Source organism: Streptomyces sp. NPDC002018 (genome assembly GCF_042890865.1).
In the GTDB taxonomy this organism is placed as follows: Bacteria; Actinomycetota; Actinomycetes; order Streptomycetales; family Streptomycetaceae; genus Streptomyces.
In genome coordinates this window covers 1-17,809 of record NZ_JBIASO010000005.1, presented here as the reverse complement: position 1 = coordinate 17,809, position 17,809 = coordinate 1, and the positions used below count along the sequence as shown (strand labels likewise).

12 protein-coding genes and 1 pseudogene are annotated in these 17,809 nt (G+C 70.0%); 10 read left to right on the top strand and 3 right to left on the bottom strand.

Going from position 1 to position 17,809, the window contains the following annotated elements; translation table 11 throughout:
* Positions 1–173: 173 nt before the first annotated feature.
* Complete coding sequence (eccCa, locus tag ACFYYH_RS09620) at positions 174–4,127, bottom strand: type VII secretion protein EccCa (protein ID WP_388548165.1); 3,954 nt, start codon at positions 4,125–4,127, stop codon at positions 174–176.
* 162 nt (positions 4,128–4,289) lie between these two features.
* Between eccCa and eccD the strand changes: the two genes are divergently transcribed.
* The 6 genes from eccD (at position 4,290) to ACFYYH_RS09590 (ending at position 11,516) form a co-directional block, all read left to right on the top strand.
* Complete coding sequence (eccD, locus tag ACFYYH_RS09615; protein ID WP_388548162.1) at positions 4,290–5,771, top strand: type VII secretion integral membrane protein EccD; 1,482 nt, start codon at positions 4,290–4,292, stop codon at positions 5,769–5,771.
* A 256-nt stretch (positions 5,772–6,027) separates the two neighbouring features.
* Complete coding sequence (gene rpsO / locus ACFYYH_RS09610) at positions 6,028–6,318, top strand: 30S ribosomal protein S15 (RefSeq protein ID WP_030351649.1); 291 nt, start codon at positions 6,028–6,030, stop codon at positions 6,316–6,318.
* 315 nt (positions 6,319–6,633) lie between these two features.
* Entirely contained in the window at positions 6,634–8,859 is a 2,226-nt protein-coding gene (locus ACFYYH_RS09605) for a polyribonucleotide nucleotidyltransferase (RefSeq protein WP_388548159.1), read from the top strand.
* Positions 8,856–10,232, top strand: coding sequence for a M16 family metallopeptidase (locus ACFYYH_RS09600; protein WP_388548155.1), 1,377 nt, complete (start codon positions 8,856–8,858; stop codon positions 10,230–10,232). Before ACFYYH_RS09605 ends, ACFYYH_RS09600 begins: the two co-directional genes overlap by 4 nt.
* A gap of 73 nt (positions 10,233–10,305) precedes the next feature.
* Complete coding sequence (dapB, locus tag ACFYYH_RS09595) at positions 10,306–11,058, top strand: 4-hydroxy-tetrahydrodipicolinate reductase (protein WP_388548152.1); 753 nt, start codon at positions 10,306–10,308, stop codon at positions 11,056–11,058.
* Positions 11,059–11,063: 5 nt separating this feature from the next.
* A complete protein-coding gene (locus ACFYYH_RS09590) occupies positions 11,064–11,516 on the top strand; it encodes a hypothetical protein (RefSeq protein WP_388548149.1) in 453 nt (150 codons plus the stop codon).
* Positions 11,517–11,724: 208 nt separating this feature from the next.
* On the opposite strand, the gene ACFYYH_RS09585 is transcribed toward ACFYYH_RS09590, so the two are convergent.
* Complete coding sequence (locus ACFYYH_RS09585) at positions 11,725–12,273, bottom strand: hypothetical protein (RefSeq protein ID WP_388548146.1); 549 nt, start codon at positions 12,271–12,273, stop codon at positions 11,725–11,727.
* A gap of 94 nt (positions 12,274–12,367) precedes the next feature.
* Positions 12,368–12,607 (bottom strand): hypothetical protein, encoded by a 240-nt coding sequence (locus tag ACFYYH_RS09580; protein WP_388548143.1) that lies wholly within the window; start codon positions 12,605–12,607, stop codon positions 12,368–12,370.
* A gap of 204 nt (positions 12,608–12,811) precedes the next feature.
* On the opposite strand from ACFYYH_RS09580, the pseudogene ACFYYH_RS09575 reads away from it, so the two are divergent.
* The 4 genes and pseudogenes from ACFYYH_RS09575 to ACFYYH_RS09560 all read left to right on the top strand — a co-directional run.
* Positions 12,812–13,219, top strand: a pseudogene (locus ACFYYH_RS09575) (FAD-dependent thymidylate synthase); the annotation flags it as partial.
* Positions 13,220–13,348: 129 nt separating this feature from the next.
* Complete coding sequence (thyX, locus tag ACFYYH_RS09570; protein ID WP_388548860.1) at positions 13,349–14,470, top strand: FAD-dependent thymidylate synthase; 1,122 nt, start codon at positions 13,349–13,351, stop codon at positions 14,468–14,470.
* Between the two features lie 282 nt (positions 14,471–14,752).
* Positions 14,753–15,652 carry a 4-hydroxy-tetrahydrodipicolinate synthase gene (gene dapA / locus ACFYYH_RS09565; RefSeq protein WP_388548141.1) on the top strand — a complete coding sequence of 300 codons (900 nt, stop codon included), beginning with the start codon at positions 14,753–14,755 and terminating at the stop codon, positions 15,650–15,652.
* Between the two features lie 145 nt (positions 15,653–15,797).
* A complete protein-coding gene (locus tag ACFYYH_RS09560) occupies positions 15,798–17,483 on the top strand; it encodes a ribonuclease J (protein WP_388548139.1) in 1,686 nt (561 codons plus the stop codon).
* Positions 17,484–17,809: the final 326 nt, after the last annotated feature.

Here is a 17,809-nt window from a genome sequence, read left to right as displayed (position 1 = left end):
AAGGGGTGCGGACGGGGCAGTTCACCACGCCCGCCTCCGGCCGCCCCGCCTCCCCGCCGCCCGTCTCCCGCCTCCCCGCAGTCCGTCTCCCGCTTTCCCGCGGTCCCGTCTCCCGTCTCCCGTCTCCCGCCGCTCGTCCGGTCCGTTCCGCCTGCCCGTCCGGCCGGCGCGGCTCAGCGTTCCGGCAGCCATCCCACCTGCACCAGGGGCGCGCCCCGCTTGCGGGAGACGAAGGTGCCCCGGCCCGGAGGCATCGGCCGGGCCCTGACATTGCCGAGGATGTCGCCCTCGCCCGGATCACCCGAGAGGATCAGGCCCTGGGCGCCCAGCTCCTTCATCCGCTGCATGAACGGCTCGTACATCGCCCGCGAGGCCCCCGCCGCGTTGCGCGCGACGATGAACCGGATACCGACGTCACGCGCGAACGGAAGATGCTCCACCAGACCGGCCAGCGGATTGCCGGAGTTGGTCGCGACCAGTTCGTAGTCGTCGATGAACACGAAGAGCTGCGGACCGTTCCACCAGCTACGGTCGCGGAGCTGCTGCGGGGTGATGTCCGGCTTCGGCGCCCGCTTCTCCATCACCGTGCCGATGGCGTTCATGTGCATCTGCATGGCGGACGCCATCGGCGCGTACTCCAGCAGATGCGAGGACGGCACGGCCTCCAGCATCGAACGGCGGTAGTCACCGACCACGATCCGCGCCTGCTCCGGGGTGTACCGCTCGGAGATCCGCTGGGCGATCAGCCGCAGCAGCGCCGTCTTCCCGGACTCGCTCTCACCGAAGATCATGAAGAACGGGTCGGTCTCGAAGTCGATGAACACCGGCTCCAGATTGGTCTCGTCGATACCGATCGCGATGCCGTGCTGCGGGAACTCGAAGCCCTTGGGAAGCTGTTCGACGGGCAGCTTGCGCGGCAGGAGCCGTACGGTCGGTGCCGCGGGCCCCGTCCAGCCCTCCTTCACCGCGCGCACGAACGCGCTCTGGCCCTCGGAGAGATCCCCGGCGCCGCTCACCCCGTCGGTCCGCGGCAGCGCCGTCATGAAGTGCAGCTTCTCGGGCACCTGGCCCCGGCCGGGCACCCCCGTCGGGACGTTCGCCGCGACCTTGCGGTCGAACTCCGAGTCCATGACATCGCCGAGCCGCAGCTCCAGCCGGCCGAGCATCTGGTCCTTGAGCGCCGCGCGCACCTCCATGTAGCGCGCCGCGGTGACCACGACATGGACGCCGTAGCCGAGACCGCGCGCCGCGATGTCGGAGATGACCGGCTCCAGCATGTCGTAGTCGTTCTTGAAACCGCCCCAGCCGTCGATGACCAGGAAGACATCGCCCCAGGCCTCGCCGGGCAGTTCACCCGCCGCGCGCCTGCGCCGGTAGGTCGCGATGGAGTCCACACCGTGCGAACGGAAGAACTCCTCGCGCCGGTTGAGCACCCCCAGCACCTCCGCGACCGTACGCCGGACCCGCTCGGGATCCAGCCGGGACGCGACCCCGCCGACATGCGGCAGACCGGCCAGCGAGGCCAGCCCGCCACCACCGAAGTCCAGTCCGTAGAACTGCACTTCGTGCGGGGTGTGGGTGAGGGCGAACGCCGCGATCAGCGTCCGCATCAGCGTCGACTTGCCGGACTGCGGACCCCCCACGACGAGCATGTGACCGGCCGCGCCGGAGAAGTCCCGGTAGAGCACCTCACGGCGCTGCTCGAAGGGCTTGTCGATCAGACCGAGCGGCACGGTGAGACCGCCGGGACGGGTGTACTCCGTCGCGTTCAGCCCACGGTCCGCGGTGACCGCGATGCCGGGCAGCAACTGGTCCAGCGTCGGCGCCTCGTCCAGCGGCGGCAGCCACACCTGGTGCGCCGGCACCCCCTGCCCGTCCAGCCTGCGCACGATCACATCGAGCACCGTGTCCGCCAGCGCGTCGTCCTCCGAGGTCGTCGGCGCGAGCGCCGCCGCCGGGTCCGGCGCCGCGTACACCACCGGCACCGGCGTGGCCGTGAAGAGCGCGGGCCGCCGCTCGACATGGAGCTGCCCCACCGAGAGATCGGGGCCCCCGGTGCGGTACGTACCCGAGACGTACGCCGCCTTGAAGCGGGTCATCTCGTCCGTACCGAACTTGAGATAGCCGGAGCCGGGCACCGAGGGCAGGTGGTACGCGTCCGGCACCCCCAGCGCCGTGCGCGACTCGGCCGCCGAGAACGTCCGCAGACCGATCCGGTACGAGAGATAGGTGTCGAGCCCGCGCAGCTTGCCCTCCTCCAGCCGCTGCGAGGCGAGCAGCAGATGCACACCCAGGGAACGGCCGATCCGGCCGATCTGGATGAACATGTCGATGAAGTCCGGCTTGGCGGTGAGCAGTTCGGAGAACTCGTCGATCACCAGCACGAGCGAGGCCAGCGGCTCCAGCGCGGCGCCCGCCGCCCGCGCCTTCTCGTAGTCATGGATGTTGGCGTAGTTGCCCGCCGAGCGCAGCAGCTCCTGCCGGCGCTGGAGTTCCCCGCGGATCGCGTCACCCATGCGGTCCACCAGGGTCAGATCGTCCGCCAGGTTGGTGATGACCGCAGCCACGTGCGGCATCTGCGACATCCCGGCGAAGGTCGCCCCGCCCTTGAAGTCCGCCAGGACGAAGTTCAGCGTCTCCGAGGAATGGGTGACGGCGAGCCCGAGCACCAGGGTGCGCAGCAGCTCCGACTTGCCGGAACCGGTCGCGCCGACACAGAGCCCGTGCGGCCCCATGCCCTCCTGCGCGGCCTCCTTGAGGTCCAGCATCACCGGCTGGCCGTCCTCGCCGACACCGATCGGCACCCGCAGCCGCTCCGCCGTCGACCGGGGCCGCCAGGTACGGGCCACATCGACCGCCGCCGCGTCACCCAGATTGAGCAGATCCGTGAAGTCCAGATTGGCGAGCAGCGGTTCGTCCTCGTCGCCGCCGCCCGTCCGCAGCGGGGCGAGCTGCCGCGCCAGCGCCTCGGCGGCCGCCAGCGAGATCCCGTCCGGCACCCCCTCGTACGCCAGACCGCCGCCCGACTCCAGCCGCAGCCGCCCCGGCCGCACCACCACGGACAGACCGCCGCGCGGCTCGTCCAGCTCCCCGGACACGACCTCCACGATCGTCACGCCCTGAAGCCCCTCGGCCGCCGCGAACAGCGAGTCCGGCGGCACGATCCCGCCGTCGAGCACCACCACCACATGCGGCTGGTCCAGCACCGGCTGGCTGTCCCGGCCGAACCGGGGACGCCCGTCCAGCCTGCTGCGCAGAAGCCGCTCCAGCTCCCCGAGATCATCGCCGAACAGCCGCTTCGTACCGGCCCCGTCGATCTGTCCCGGCACCTGCGTGTGCGGCAGCCACTTCGTCCAGTCCCAGCGCGCGACCGCCCCGGGCGCCGCCACCACCGCGACCATCACGTCCTCGGGCGAGTGCAGCGTCACCAGCTGGGCGACCAGCGCACGCGCCGCCGCGTGCGCCGACTCCGGTTCACCGGAGACCGTCACATGGTAGAAAGCGCGCATCGACACGGCCATCGGCAGCCCGTCCAGCGAGCCGTGCACCGCGAGGAACCGCTGCATCGCCCCCGCGCACAGCGGCTCCAGCTCATCGACCGGAGCCGTGTCGGGCGCGATCAGCGGAGTGGAGAGCTGCTGCGCCCCGAGCCCGATCCTGAGCTGCCCGAAGTCCCCGTCGCCGACCCGCCGTTCCCATATCCGTGAGCCCTCGGCCACCACCGACCAGAGCTGTTCGGGCGAAGGGTGCAGATAGAGCTGCGCGTCGCGCTGCGACCGCGCCGTCCTGCGGACCGTACGCCGTGTCTGCGCCAGGTACTTGAGGTAGTCGCGCCGGACATCGGCAATTTGCCCCTGCGTACCCCGGCGGAATCTGACGATCTGCGCGACGACCATCGCCAGCGTCGAGAACAGCATCAGAACGCCCATGATCCGCATGAACGGAGGCGCCTGCGGCGAGAAGAAGAAGACCACCGACGAGCCCATGCCGAGCACCGGCAGGACCTGCATCAGCATGCCCTCCTGCTGCCCGCGAGGCAGTTCGGGCGGGGCCTCCAGGGCCAGCGCATCCGTGGGCACTTCCGGCGGAAGGGACCGTGGTGGGCGTTTGACGACGATCTGGCTCACCGGCGCATCAATCCCTCAAGACGGACGGGCAGTTCCGTACCGGCGCCCCCGTGGCGACGGTCTCCCTCCGCGCGACGGCGATCCTACTTGCAGCCCTCCGCGGACGGTCCCGGTAGGGTGGCGCGCGCATCGTGCGCAACCGCGAATCAGGGGGACAGACACGTGACTACGACCGCAGCGACCGGCTTCTGCCGCGTCACCGTCGTGGCGCCGGACAGCAGGATCGATGTCGCGCTCCCGGAGGACATCCCCGTCGCCGACATCCATCCGGAGATCCTGAGGCTGACCGGCCAGACCCAGACGGCGGGCACCCCCACCGGATACCACCTGGTCCGCCGCGACGGCACCGTCCTCGAGGGCGCCCGCACCCTGGTCGCGCAGCGGGTGCTCGACGGTGAGGTCCTCAGCCTGCGTCCCTTCGCGGAGTCCCTGCCGCCCGCGGTCTTCGACGACGTCTCGGACGCCGTCGCCTCCGCCGTGCGGCGCGACCGTCATCTCTGGAGCGACGACCTGCTGCGCTCCGCCGGTCTCGTCGGCGGGGTCCTGCTGCTCGTCCTCATGGGCTTCGTTCTCTGGTTCGCCGATCCCGTCCGCCACGACATGCACAGCATCCCCGGTGTCATCGCGGGCGCGGCCGGTCTGCTGCTGACCGCCTTCGCCGGGGTACGGGCCCGGGTCTACGCGGACCGCGCCACCGCCGTCGCGCTCGGACTCGGCGCCCTGCCCCTGCTGCTGATCGGCGGCTCCGGGATCATCGGCCCCGACGCGGGACAGGGCCCGGGACGGCTCCAGTTCCTGCTCGGCTGTGTGACCGTACTGATCGCGTCCGTCGCCCTCGTCGCACTCACCCCGAGCGGTGACGCCCCCTTCGTCGCCGCGACCTTCCTGGCCACCGTCGGCACCCTCGGGACCTTCGTGATGATCCTCACCGAGGCGTCGGCCACCGGGACCGCCGCCGTCTGCGCCCCGGTCGCCATCGGGATCGTCGCCTTCCTGCCCGGCCTCTCCGCCCGCTTCGCCCGGCTGCCCATCGGCTACGCCTCACCCCGCGGCGCGGCGGGCGGCGAGTACGGCGACGACGCCCTCGCCGACCCGAACGCCGTCCCCGACGCCGCACCCGTCGACGCCGAGCGCATCGCCGCGCAGGCCCGCCGCGGCCACGAGATGCTGCTCGGCCTGGTCGGCGGCTGCGCCGCGGTCGTCGTCGGCGCGGCGGCGGTGCTCGGCTTCTCGGACACCGTCTGGGGCCAGTTCCTCGCGCTCGCGGCCGGCCTCGCGATGCTGCTGCGCGCCCGGCTCTTCCGCTACACCTCGCAGGTCACCTGTGTGCTGGCCGCGGGCATCTCGGCGGTCGCGCTGCTGGTCCTCGGTCTCTCCCTGAACCCGCCGGCCGACCTGGTCAGGGAACTCCTGGTGTACGGGGACCGGGGCGCCCTCGACATCCGTACGATCTGGCTCACCGCGAGCGTCGCCGCGGGCGCCGCCCTGATCACCGCGATCGGCCTGATCATCCCGCACAAGGGCCTCTCGCCCTTCTGGGGCCGGCTCCTCGATCTCGCCGAGGGCGCGGTACTGCTCTCGCTGGTGCCGCTCTGCCTCGCCGTCCTCGACGTCTTCACCGCGGCCCGCGCCCTCACGAGCTAGCCGCCGACGGGGACGGGGACGGGGCAGGAACGCACCCGGGCCCCGGCCCCGGCCCCGGGTCCGGGGCGGTGTCCGGGGGCCGGGCGAGCGGGCGCTCAGGGACTGGTACCCTGTGTGACGACCGTCTGTGTACGTGACCCCGGAGCATCGGCTCCACGGTCCACGTCCAGCGGATTCCGCCTCCCGAGTAACGGAAGCTCCCCAGAGTATTCGACCTGGGGCACTCGGTGGCCACGAAGACCCACGAGGAGTACGCGTGTCGCTCGACGCCGCTACGAAGAAGCAGATCATGACCGAGTTCGGCACCAAGGAAGGTGACACCGGCTCCCCCGAGGTCCAGGTCGCCATGCTGTCGCGCCGGATCTCGGACCTGACCGAGCACCTCAAGACCCACAAGCACGACCACCACTCCCGTCGTGGCCTGCTGATCCTGGTCGGCCAGCGCCGCCGGCTGCTGCAGTACCTGGCCAAGAAGGACATCCAGCGTTTCCGTACGCTGGTCGACCGCCTCGGCATCCGTCGTGGTGCGGCCGGCGGTGCCAAGTAAGACACCGTGAAGGGAGCGGTTCCCACCACCCGGGGACCGCTCCCTTTGCCGTATGTACGGGGCGGTGCGGCCCCCGGCCCGGGACGACCGGAATGTCGTCCCGCGGCGAAGCTCAGTAATCTGGACGCACACGCACAACTGAAGAGGAGAAGCGATCTCCGCCGCCGCCGGTCCTCGGTAGTGGCGCCCGGACAGACGCGCGGCCCATGCCGCGGCCCCGGGTGCTTCGATCGAAGACCGGCCCGCACCGAGGAGCGCTTCTCCGCCACGTCCCCTGCCACACGGGCACCGGACGAAGACGAGGAGAAATCACTAGTGGAGAACGAGACCCACTACGCCGAGGCCGTCATCGACAACGGAACCTTCGGCACCCGCACCATCCGCTTCGAGACGGGCCGGCTGGCCCGTCAGGCCGCCGGCTCCGCCGTGGCCTACCTGGACGACGACACCATGGTGCTGTCGGCCACCACCGCCTCCAAGAAGCCCAAGGACCAGCTCGACTTCTTCCCCCTCACGGTGGACGTCGAGGAGCGGATGTACGCGGCCGGCAAGATCCCCGGCTCCTTCTTCCGCCGCGAGGGCCGTCCCTCCGAGGACGCGATCCTCACCTGCCGGCTGATCGACCGCCCGCTGCGCCCGTCCTTCAAGAAGGGCCTGCGCAACGAGATCCAGGTCGTCGAGACGATCATGGCGCTCAACCCCGACCACCTCTACGACGTGGTCGCGATCAACGCCGCCTCCTGCTCCACGCAGCTCGCGGGCCTGCCCTTCTCCGGCCCCATCGGCGGCACCCGGGTCGCCCTGATCAAGGGCCAGTGGGTCGCGTTCCCGACGCACACCGAGCTGGAGGACGCCGTCTTCGACATGGTCGTCGCGGGCCGTGTGCTGGACGATGGCGATGTCGCGATCATGATGGTCGAGGCCGAGGCCACCGAGAAGACCATCCAGCTCGTCAAGGACGGCGCCGAGGCTCCCACCGAGGAGATCGTCGCCGCCGGTCTCGAAGCCGCGAAGCCCTTCATCAAGGTCCTCTGCAAGGCGCAGTCGGACCTCGCCGCCAAGGCCGCCAAGCCCACCGGCGAGTTCCCGATCTTCCTCGACTACGAGGACGACATCCTGGAGGCGCTCAGCTCGGCCGTCAGGTCCGAGCTGGCCCAGGCGCTCACCATCGCGGGCAAGCAGGAGCGCGAGGCCGAGCTGGACCGCGTCAAGGTCCTCGCCGGCGAGAAGCTGCTCCCGCAGTTCGAGGGCCGCGAGAAGGAGATCTCCGCCGCCTACCGCTCGCTGACCAAGACCCTGGTCCGTGAGCGCGTCATCAAGGACAAGGTCCGTATCGACGGCCGTGGCGTCACGGACATCCGTACGCTCGCCGCCGAGGTCGAGGCCATCCCGCGCGTGCACGGTTCCGCGCTGTTCGAGCGGGGCGAGACCCAGATCCTGGGCGTCACCACGCTGAACATGCTCCGGATGGAGCAGCAGCTCGACACGCTCTCCCCGGTCACGCGCAAGCGCTACATGCACAACTACAACTTCCCGCCGTACTCCACCGGTGAGACCGGCCGGGTCGGTTCGCCGAAGCGCCGCGAGATCGGCCACGGCGCCCTGGCCGAGCGCGCGCTCGTGCCGGTGCTGCCGACGCGCGAGGAGTTCCCGTACGCCATCCGCCAGGTCTCCGAGGCGCTGAGCTCCAACGGCTCGACGTCCATGGGCTCGGTCTGCGCCTCCACCATGTCGCTGCTGAACGCCGGTGTGCCCCTCAAGGCCCCCGTCGCCGGTATCGCCATGGGTCTGATCTCCCAGGAGATCGACGGCGAGACCCACTACGTCACCCTCACCGACATCCTCGGTGCGGAGGACGCCTTCGGCGACATGGACTTCAAGGTCGCCGGTACGAAGACCTTCGTGACCGCGCTCCAGCTCGACACCAAGCTCGACGGCATCCCCGCCTCGGTCCTGGCCGCCGCGCTGAAGCAGGCCCGTGACGCCCGCCTCCACATCCTCGATGTGATGAACGAGGCCATCGACGTCCCGGACGAGATGTCCCCGAACGCCCCGCGGATCATCACCGTCAAGATCCCGGTGGACAAGATCGGTGAGGTCATCGGCCCCAAGGGCAAGATGATCAACCAGATCCAGGAGGACACCGGCGCCGACATCACGATCGAGGACGACGGCACCATCTACATCGGTGCCGCCGACGGACCGGCCGCCGAGGCCGCCCGCGCCACGATCAACGGCATCGCCAACCCGACCATGCCGGAGGTCGGCGAGCGCTACCTGGGCACGGTCGTCAAGACGACCACCTTCGGCGCGTTCGTGTCGCTGCTCCCGGGCAAGGACGGACTGCTGCACATCTCGCAGATCCGCAAGCTCGCCGGCGGCAAGCGCGTGGAGAACGTCGAGGACGTCCTCGGTGTCGGCCAGAAGGTCCAGGTCGAGATCGCCGAGATCGACCAGCGCGGCAAGCTCTCCCTGATCCCCGTGATCGAGGGCGAAGAGGCCGCGGACTCCGAAGAGGCGAAGGACGACGCGACCAAGTGACGGCCGGCTTCCAGGCGACGGCCCGCACCTCCTCGGAGGCGCGGGCCGTCGCCCGTACCCAAACCCTGCTCACGGGGGAGAACGGCATCGGCACGGTCCGCCGTACGACGCTCCCCGGCGGTCTGCGCATCGTCACCGAAACCCTGCCCTCGGTCCGCTCGGCGACCTTCGGCATCTGGGTGCAGGTCGGCTCCCGTGACGAGACGCCCGCCCTCAACGGCGCCACCCACTATCTGGAACACCTCCTCTTCAAGGGCACGAGCCGGCGCAGCGCCCTCGACATCTCCTCCGCCATCGACGCGGTCGGCGGCGAGATGAACGCCTTCACGGCGAAGGAGTACACCTGCTACTACGCGCGGGTGCTCGACACCGATCTGCCGCTGGCCATCGATGTCGTCTGCGACATGCTCACCGGATCGCTCATCGAGGCCGCCGACGTCGACGCCGAGCGCGGTGTCGTCCTCGAAGAGATCGCCATGACCGAGGACGACCCGGGCGACTGTGTGCACGATCTCTTCGCGCACACCATGTTCGGGGACAGCCCCCTCGGCCGGCCGGTCCTCGGCACCGTCGACACCATCAACGCCCTGGACCGCGACCGGATCGCCCGCTTCTACAAGAAGCACTACGACCCGAGGCATCTCGTCGTCGCCGCCGCGGGCAATGTCGACCACGCCACGGTGGTGCGCCAGGTCCGCAAGGCCTTCGACCGGGCCGGCGCGCTGTCCCGTACGGACGCCACTCCTGTCGCGCCCCGTGAGGGCAGCCGCACCGTGCGCACCGCGGGCCGGGTCGATCTGCTCAACCGCAAGACCGAGCAGGCCCATGTGGTCCTCGGGATGCCGGGGCTGGCCCGTACCGACGAGCGCCGCTGGGCCCTCGGCGTACTGAACACCGCCCTCGGCGGCGGGATGAGCTCCCGGCTCTTCCAGGAGGTACGGGAGAAGCGCGGCCTCGCCTACAGCGTGTACTCGTACACCTCGGGGTTCGCGGACTGCGGGCTCTTCGGGGTGTACGCGGGCTGCCGGCCCAGCCAGGTCCACGACGTGCTGAAGATCTGCCGTGACGAACTCGACCGGGTCTCCGCCGAGGGGCTCAGCGACGAGGAGATCCAGCGCGCCGTCGGCCAGCTCTCCGGCTCCACCGTCCTCGGTCTGGAGGACACCGGCGCGCTGATGAACCGCATCGGCAAGAGCGAACTCTGCTGGGGCGAGCAGATGTCGGTCGACGAGATGCTGGCCCGGATATCCGCGGTCACCCCGGACGAGGTGAGCGCGGTGGCCCGCGATGTACTGGGACACCGTCCCTCGCTGTCGGTCATAGGCCCGCTGAAGGACAAGCAGGCGGCCCGTCTCGACGAAGCCGTCTCCTGACCGGGCGGGCGACCCGGAGCCGTACCCGGGCCGAAGCCGTAAGCCGAAGCCGAAGCCGTAAGGAAGCAGAGCAATGAGCAAGCTGCGTGTGGCCGTTCTCGGTGCCAGGGGCCGTATCGGCTCCGAGGCCGTACGGGCCGTCGAGGCCGCGGACGATCTGGAACTGGTCGCGGCCCTCGACCGGGACGACAAGCTGGAGACCCTGCTGGAGTCCGGTGCCCAGGTCGTGGTGGAACTGACCACCCCCGCCTCGGTCATGGGCAACCTCGACTTCTGCGTACGCCATGGCATCCACGCGGTCGTCGGCACCACCGGCTGGACCGACGAGCGGCTCGCCCAGCTCGGCACCTCGCTCGCCGCCGCCCCGGAGACCGGTGTGCTGATCGCGCCCAACTTCTCCATCGGCGCGGTCCTCACCATGAAGTTCTCCGAGACGGCGGCGCGCTGGTTCGAGTCGGTCGAGGTCATCGAGCTGCACCACCCGAACAAGGTCGACGCGCCCTCCGGCACCGCCCGGCGCACCGCCCAGCTCATCGCCGAGGCACGCACGGAGGCGGGTCTCGCCCCGCAGCCCGACGCCACGGTCACCGCGCTGGACGGCGCGCGCGGCGCGGACGTCGACGGGGTGCCGGTGCACTCCGTACGGCTGCGCGGTCTGCTGGCCCATCAGGAGGTCATCCTCGGCGGCGAGGGGGAGACCCTCACCATCCGCCACGACTCCCTGCACCACAGCAGCTTCATGCCGGGCATCCTGCTCGGTGTGCGCCGTGTGGTCTCCACCCCCGGGCTCACTCACGGCCTGGAACACTTCCTCGACCTGGGCTGACCCCCGTGCGAGCGAAGATCACCTACTGCCTCACGGCCGCCGTCCTCGTCGTGTACTTCGTCCTGGTCGGCAGCCGCGGTGTCCTGCTGATCGAGCAGGGCACCGCGCTCACCGTGGCCCTCGGCGTCTGCGTGCTGGTCCTGCCGGCCATCGGTGTCTGGTTCCTCTGGAAGAACACCCAGTTCATCAGCCGGGCCAACCGGCTCGCGGCGGAGCTGGACGCCGAGGGCGGTCTGCCGGTGGACCAACTGGTCCGTACGGCCGGCGGCCGGATCGACCGGGAGTCCGCCGACGCCGTCTTCGCCGAGCGCCGGGCCGAGACGGAGGACTCGCCCGACGACTGGCGCTGCTGGTTCCGGCTCGCCGTCGCCTATCACGACGCCCGGGACACCCCGCGCGCCCGCAAGGCGATGCAGCGCGCCATCGCCCTCCACGACGGCAAGCCGGTCCGGGCCTGAACCGGCCGCAGCCGAACCGCCTCCGGTCGTGCCGGAGATACGTACGGCCCGCGGATACGGAGAGCGGGGCCCTGCCTCTTCGGCAGGGCCCCGCTCGGCCGTCCTACGGACTCCACGTCCTACGGGCTCCATGAGCCGTCCATGGCCTCGGGACGTCCCCCGGGGGACACGGTGACGTCCCAGGACCCTGGTGGTGTCAGGGGCGTTGTCAGGGGCGGCGGTACTCGTCCCCCCAGGCCTCGACCGTGTCGGCCGCCCGGTCGAAGGCCTCGGTCCGCGCCAGGAAGTCCCCGTTGTGGTCGGTCAGCAGCGGCAGGGCTTCACCCTTGCGGCGTACGACGACGAGCGCCTGGCCCTGCACGGTGCGCGGCAGCCCGAGCCAGCGCACCGGCTGCTGGACCGTCCGCACGGCGGTGATCTGGTCCCACGCCACGGTCGTGGTCAGCAGCAGGCCCACCCGCCGCACTCCGTGCCGGCTCACCCACGCCCCCACCCGCAGCAGCCGCAGCGCGACGGCGATCATCACCGCGGCGACACCCAGACATACCGCGGCACCCGGCAGGGCGCCGGCGAAGGCGGTGACCATCCCCGCCAGCAGAACGAAGGAGGCGAGCAGCAGAAGCAGCGCCGCCCCCACCACCCGCCAGGGTCCGGGGCGGTACGGACGCCGCCAATGATCATGATCGTCGAACGGCAGCGCGACATCCTCGGTGGTCGCGTCAAAAGCCCGGTCGGCCGTCAGGAAGGGCAGGGGCACGACTGATCCTCACTCACAAGCACGCTCGATTGCTGTGCCCGGTGAGGCTATCGATCGCACACCGCACCGGACCACCCCAGGGGGGCCGGACGAGTCAGCGCCCCTGGGACGCCTCCGAGTGCTGCGTATGGGCCGGAGCCCGCGGCGGCTCCATCGCGGGCAGCCCGAAGAGCAGGGATCCAGCGAATCCGGCGACGAGCGTCAGCCCGATCAGCGTACGGCTCACCACCTGCGACGCCCCGGCCCGCTGCCGGGGAGGGGGCGCGACGTTACTGCGGAAACGGTCGGCCTCGGCGACGAACGCGAAGGGGACGGCCTCTCGCCGGCGGAACATGGAAGAACGCTCCTCGGGTGCTCGTGACGGACGCTGCTCATGGGGTGGTTGTTACCGGGTAGGACGCTCGCGAACGTCATTCGGTGCCCGGATTCCCCGAATTGACCAAAGAAAGCCACCCCTGGCGGCCCTCGTCCTGGCGATCAGGGCCGCCCCGTAGAGTGGGCGCCGCCCTGAGCGACGCGAATGGAAGGACCCCTGCCGGTGAGCGACACCCCCGCCGACACCCCCGCGGAGACGGAGCCGAGTTTCCGCGGCGATGTCACCGTCGAGCTGCTGAAGCACTCCGCCAGCGACACCGATGTGCTGTGGGCCGCGCGTGTCTCCACGGCGGGAGAGCAGTCCCTCGAAGAGGTGTCGAAGGATCCCGAGCGCTCCAAGGGGCTCATCAACTTCCTGATGCGGGACCGCCACGGCAGCCCCTTCGAGCACAACTCGATGACCTTCTTCATCAGCGCCCCGATCTTCGTCTTCCGCGAGTTCATGCGGCACCGCGTGGGCTGGTGCGTCGCGGGGGACACCGAGATCACCCTGGAGAGCGAATCCGGGACCCTGCGCCGCAGGACCATCGCCGAGCTGCACCGTCTGTGGCACCTCGACGCCGAGGACCGTCTGCCGCACTCGGCCGGCGGAGTCACCTGGCACGCCGGAGCGGGCCGCTGGGCGGCGCGGGTCCACGCCGCAGGTACGGACCACTACCTCGGGCTGTACGAGAACAGGGAAGCCGCCGAGTCCGCGGTCGTGGAGTTCCGCGAGCGGCACCCCGGCACCCGGCTCCCCAAGCTGGAACCGGTCCGCCGTACCCAGGTCCGCTGCTACGACGAGGACACCCTGACCGCACGGCGGGCGCGCGTCGTCGATGTCTTCGAGTCCGGCGTCAAGCCGCTGATCAGGATCGTCACCGCCACCGGGCGGGAGCTGCGCGCCACGGTGGACCACGCCGTGCTGACCCCGGACGGCTGGCGCAAGGCCGGCGAGCTGGCGGTGGGCGACGCGGTGCTGGCCGAAGCCACCGGGGCAGACCCCTCCCCGGCACCTATCCCGCCCGGTCTGCACCGCGGGATCGGCGTGTGGGCGGCGGCACGGCGCGAGCACCTGATCAAGGAGACCGACTCCTGCCATGTCTGCGGCGGGGAGTTCCCGCGCGCCGGACTCGCCCTCGACCATGTGATCCCGGTGACGAGCGATCTCACCCGGGCCCTGGACGAGAGCAATCTGGCCCCGGTGTGTGAGGAGTGCCACGTACGCGGGAGCGCCGAGGAGCGTGCGTCCGCCCCCGACGCCGCCGGGACGGCCGTCGCCCGGCCCGACACGATCGTCTCCATCGCCGACGACGGCGAGGAGATGACCTACGACCTGTCCGTCGAGGGCCCCTGGCACAACTTCCTCGCCAACGGCATCGTCGTGCACAACTCGTACAACGAGGAGTCGGGCCGCTACCGCAACCTCCAGCCGGTCTTCTACGTCCCGGCCGAGGACCGCAAGCTCGTCCAGCAGGGCAGGCCCGGCAAGTACGAATTCGTGCCGGGCAGCCCCGCCCAGCAGGAGCTCACCGAGCGCGCGATGCGGGACTCCTACGTCCAGGCCTACGAGGCGTACCGGCGGATGCTGGCCGAGGGCGTGGCCCGCGAGGTCGCCCGTGCGGTCCTGCCGGTCGGACTGTTCTCGTCGATGTACGCGACCTGCAACGCGCGCTCGCTGATGCACTTCCTCGGCCTGCGCACCCAGCACGAACAGGCGAAGGTCCCGTCCTTCCCGCAGCGGGAGATCGAGATGGTCGGACAGCGGATGGAGGAGCACTGGGCCACGCTCATGCCCCTCACCCACGCGGCCTTCAACGCCAACGGCCGTATCGCCCCCTAGGGTCTTTCGTCCACCACGGGGCCCCGCTCCCCGCTGCGGACGGACGCTCTCCGCTCCGGACGGATCGAAACGAAAGACCTGCCCGGACCGGGCCGGGGGCGGGTGAGCACAGATGTACGGCCGGTCGAGCAAAGCGCCCGGATTGCGGCGTTTCGAGAAGTTCATCTAGGCTGATCAAACGGACCCGGCACTGCTTGAACCCCCGAGCAGGCAGTGCCGGGCTCCTCTTGTCCCGTCCCCCAAGGGGACACGGTGAGCTGAGCAGCGAGTAGCGTGTTACCCATGGCTCCGATCTCCACTCCGCAGACCCCCTTCGGGCGGGTCCTCACCGCCATGGTCACGCCCTTCACGGCGGACGGCGCACTCGACCTCGACGGTGCCCAGCGGCTCGCCGTCCATCTCGTGGACGCGGGCAACGACGGCCTGATCCTGAACGGCACCACCGGTGAGTCGCCGACCACCAGCGACGCGGAGAAAGACCAGCTCGTACGGGCCGTCCTGGAAGCGGTCGGAGACCGGGCCCATGTCGTCGCGGGCGTCGGCACGAACGACACCCGCCACAGCCTGGAGCTGGCCCGCGCGGCCGAGCGCGCCGGAGCGCACGGCCTGCTCGCCGTGACGCCGTACTACAACAAGCCGCCGCAGGAAGGTCTCTTCCGGCACTTCACCGCGATCGCCGACGCCACGGGGCTCCCGGTGATGCTCTACGACATCCCGGGCCGCAGCGGCGTCCCCATCGACACCGAGACGATCGTCCGTCTCGCCCAGCACCCGCGCATCGTCGCCAACAAGGACGCCAAGGGCGATCTCGGCCGCGCGAGCTGGGCCATCGCCCAGTCCGGCCTGGCCTGGTACTCCGGCGACGACATGCTCAACCTGCCGCTGCTCTCGGTCGGCGCGGTCGGCTTCGTCTCCGTCGTCGGCCATGTGGTCACCCCGGAGCTGCGTGAGCTGCTCGACGCCCACCTCACCGGCGATGTCCACAAGGCCACCGAGATCCACCAGAAGCTGCTTCCGGTCTTCATCGGCATGTTCAGGACGCAGGGCGTCATCACGACCAAGGCCGCGCTCACGCTCCAGAAGCTGCCCGCGGGACCGCTGCGCCTCCCGCTCGTCGAGCTGTCGCCCCAGGAAACCGAGCAGCTCAAGATCGATCTCGTGGCCGGCGGGGTACAGCTCTAATCATCGACTTCACAACTGAATACGCGAAGACAACAGACCCATCGACAAACCGACGAGTCGGTCAACACAGACAACAGCAAGTGCACGAATGTCATGCGCGCCACGTGCCTCAGCGGTACGTGGCGTGTGTGGTGAGGAGAGTCTTTTGAGTCATCCGCATCCTGAACTCGGTGCCCCGCCGAAGCTTCCCAAGAACGGCCTGCGCGTCACCCCGCTCGGCGGCCTTGGTGAGATCGGCCGCAACATGACGGTCTTCGAGTACAACGGCCGTCTGCTCATCGTCGACTGCGGCGTGCTCTTCCCGGAGGAGGAACAGCCCGGCATCGACCTGATCCTGCCGGACTTCACCACCATCCGGGACCGCCTCGACGACATCGACGGCATCGTGCTCACGCACGGCCACGAGGACCACATCGGCGGCGTCCCGTATCTGCTCCGGCTGAAGGCGGACATCCCGCTGATCGGCTCGAAGCTGACCCTCGCGCTGATCGAGGCGAAGCTCCAGGAGCACCGCATCCGCCCGTACACCCTTGAGGTCGCCGAGGGTCACCGCGAGCGCATCGGTCCCTTCGACTGTGAGTTCGTCGCGGTCAACCACTCCATCCCGGACGCCCTGGCGGTCGCCATCCGCACCCCCGCGGGCATGGCCGTCCACACCGGCGACTTCAAGATGGACCAGCTTCCGCTGGACCGCAGGCTCACCGATCTGCCCACCTTCGCCAAGCTCGGCGAGGAGGGCATCGACCTGCTGCTGGCCGACTCCACCAATGCCGAGGTCCCGGGCTTCGTCCCGCCCGAGCGGGACATCTCGAACGTCCTGCGGCAGGTGTTCGGCAGCGCGCAGAAGCGCATCATCGTGGCCAGCTTCGCCAGCCACGTCCATCGCATCCAGCAGATCCTGGACGCCGCCCACGAACACGGCCGCCGGGTCGCCTTCGTCGGCCGCTCGATGGTCCGCAACATGGGCATCGCACGGGATCTCGGCTATCTCAGGGTCCCGGCGGGCCTGGTCGTGGACGTCAAGACGCTCGACGACCTGCCCGAGCACGAGATCGTGCTCGTCTGCACCGGCTCCCAGGGCGAACCGATGGCCGCGCTCTCCCGTATGGCCAACCGCGACCACCAGATCCGTATCGTCCAGGGCGACACGGTGATCCTGGCGTCGTCGCTCATCCCGGGCAACGAGAACGCGGTCTACCGCGTGATCAACGGTCTGACCAGGTGGGGCGCCCACGTTGTTCACAAGGGCAACGCCAAGGTGCATGTCTCCGGCCATGCCTCGGCCGGCGAGCTGTTGTACTTCTACAACATCTGCAAGCCCAAGAACCTGATGCCCGTCCACGGGGAGTGGCGCCATCTGCGCGCCAACGCCGAACTGGGCGCGCTGACGGGGGTCCCCAAGGACCACATCGTCATCGCCGAGGACGGCGTGGTCGTCGACCTCGTCGACGGCAGGGCCAGGATCGTGGGCAAGGTCCAGGCCGGCTATGTCTATGTCGACGGGCTCTCGGTCGGCGATGTCACCGAGACCTCGCTCAAGGACCGCCGCATTCTCGGCGACGAGGGCATCATCTCGGTCTTCGTGGTGGTCGACTCCACCACCGGCAAGGTCGTCGGCGGTCCGCACTTCCACGCGCGGGGCTCCGGTATCGAGGACGCGGCGTTCAGCGCGGTGCTCCCCAAGGTCGAAGAGGCGATCGCCAGGTCCGCCCAGGACGGCGTCGCGGAACCGCACCAGCTCCAGCAGCTCGTGCGGCGCACGGTGGGCAAGTGGGTCTCCGACACCTACCGCAGGCGCCCGATGATCCTCCCCGTCGTGGTCGAGGTCTGACGCAGGCAACTGCCGTCCGGTGGCCGACATCTGACGCCGCCTACGGGAGCGGAGGGCCTCGATTTGCATCGACGCCCTCCGCTCCAGTACGTTTACGGCTCCACCTCAGGGGGAAGCCGGGCAAAAGAAGCGTCCGGGGCCCTCCGGGTGGAGGGAAAACCGACTCGGATAACTCTGGTAAAGTCGGAGACGCAAGACAGCAAGACGGAAAAAGAGCAAGACAAGTAAAATAGCAGGACCGAAGGGAAGCCCGGAGGAAAGCCCGCGAGGGTGAGTACAAAGGAAGCGTCCGTTCCTTGAGAACTCAACAGCGTGCCAAAAGTCAA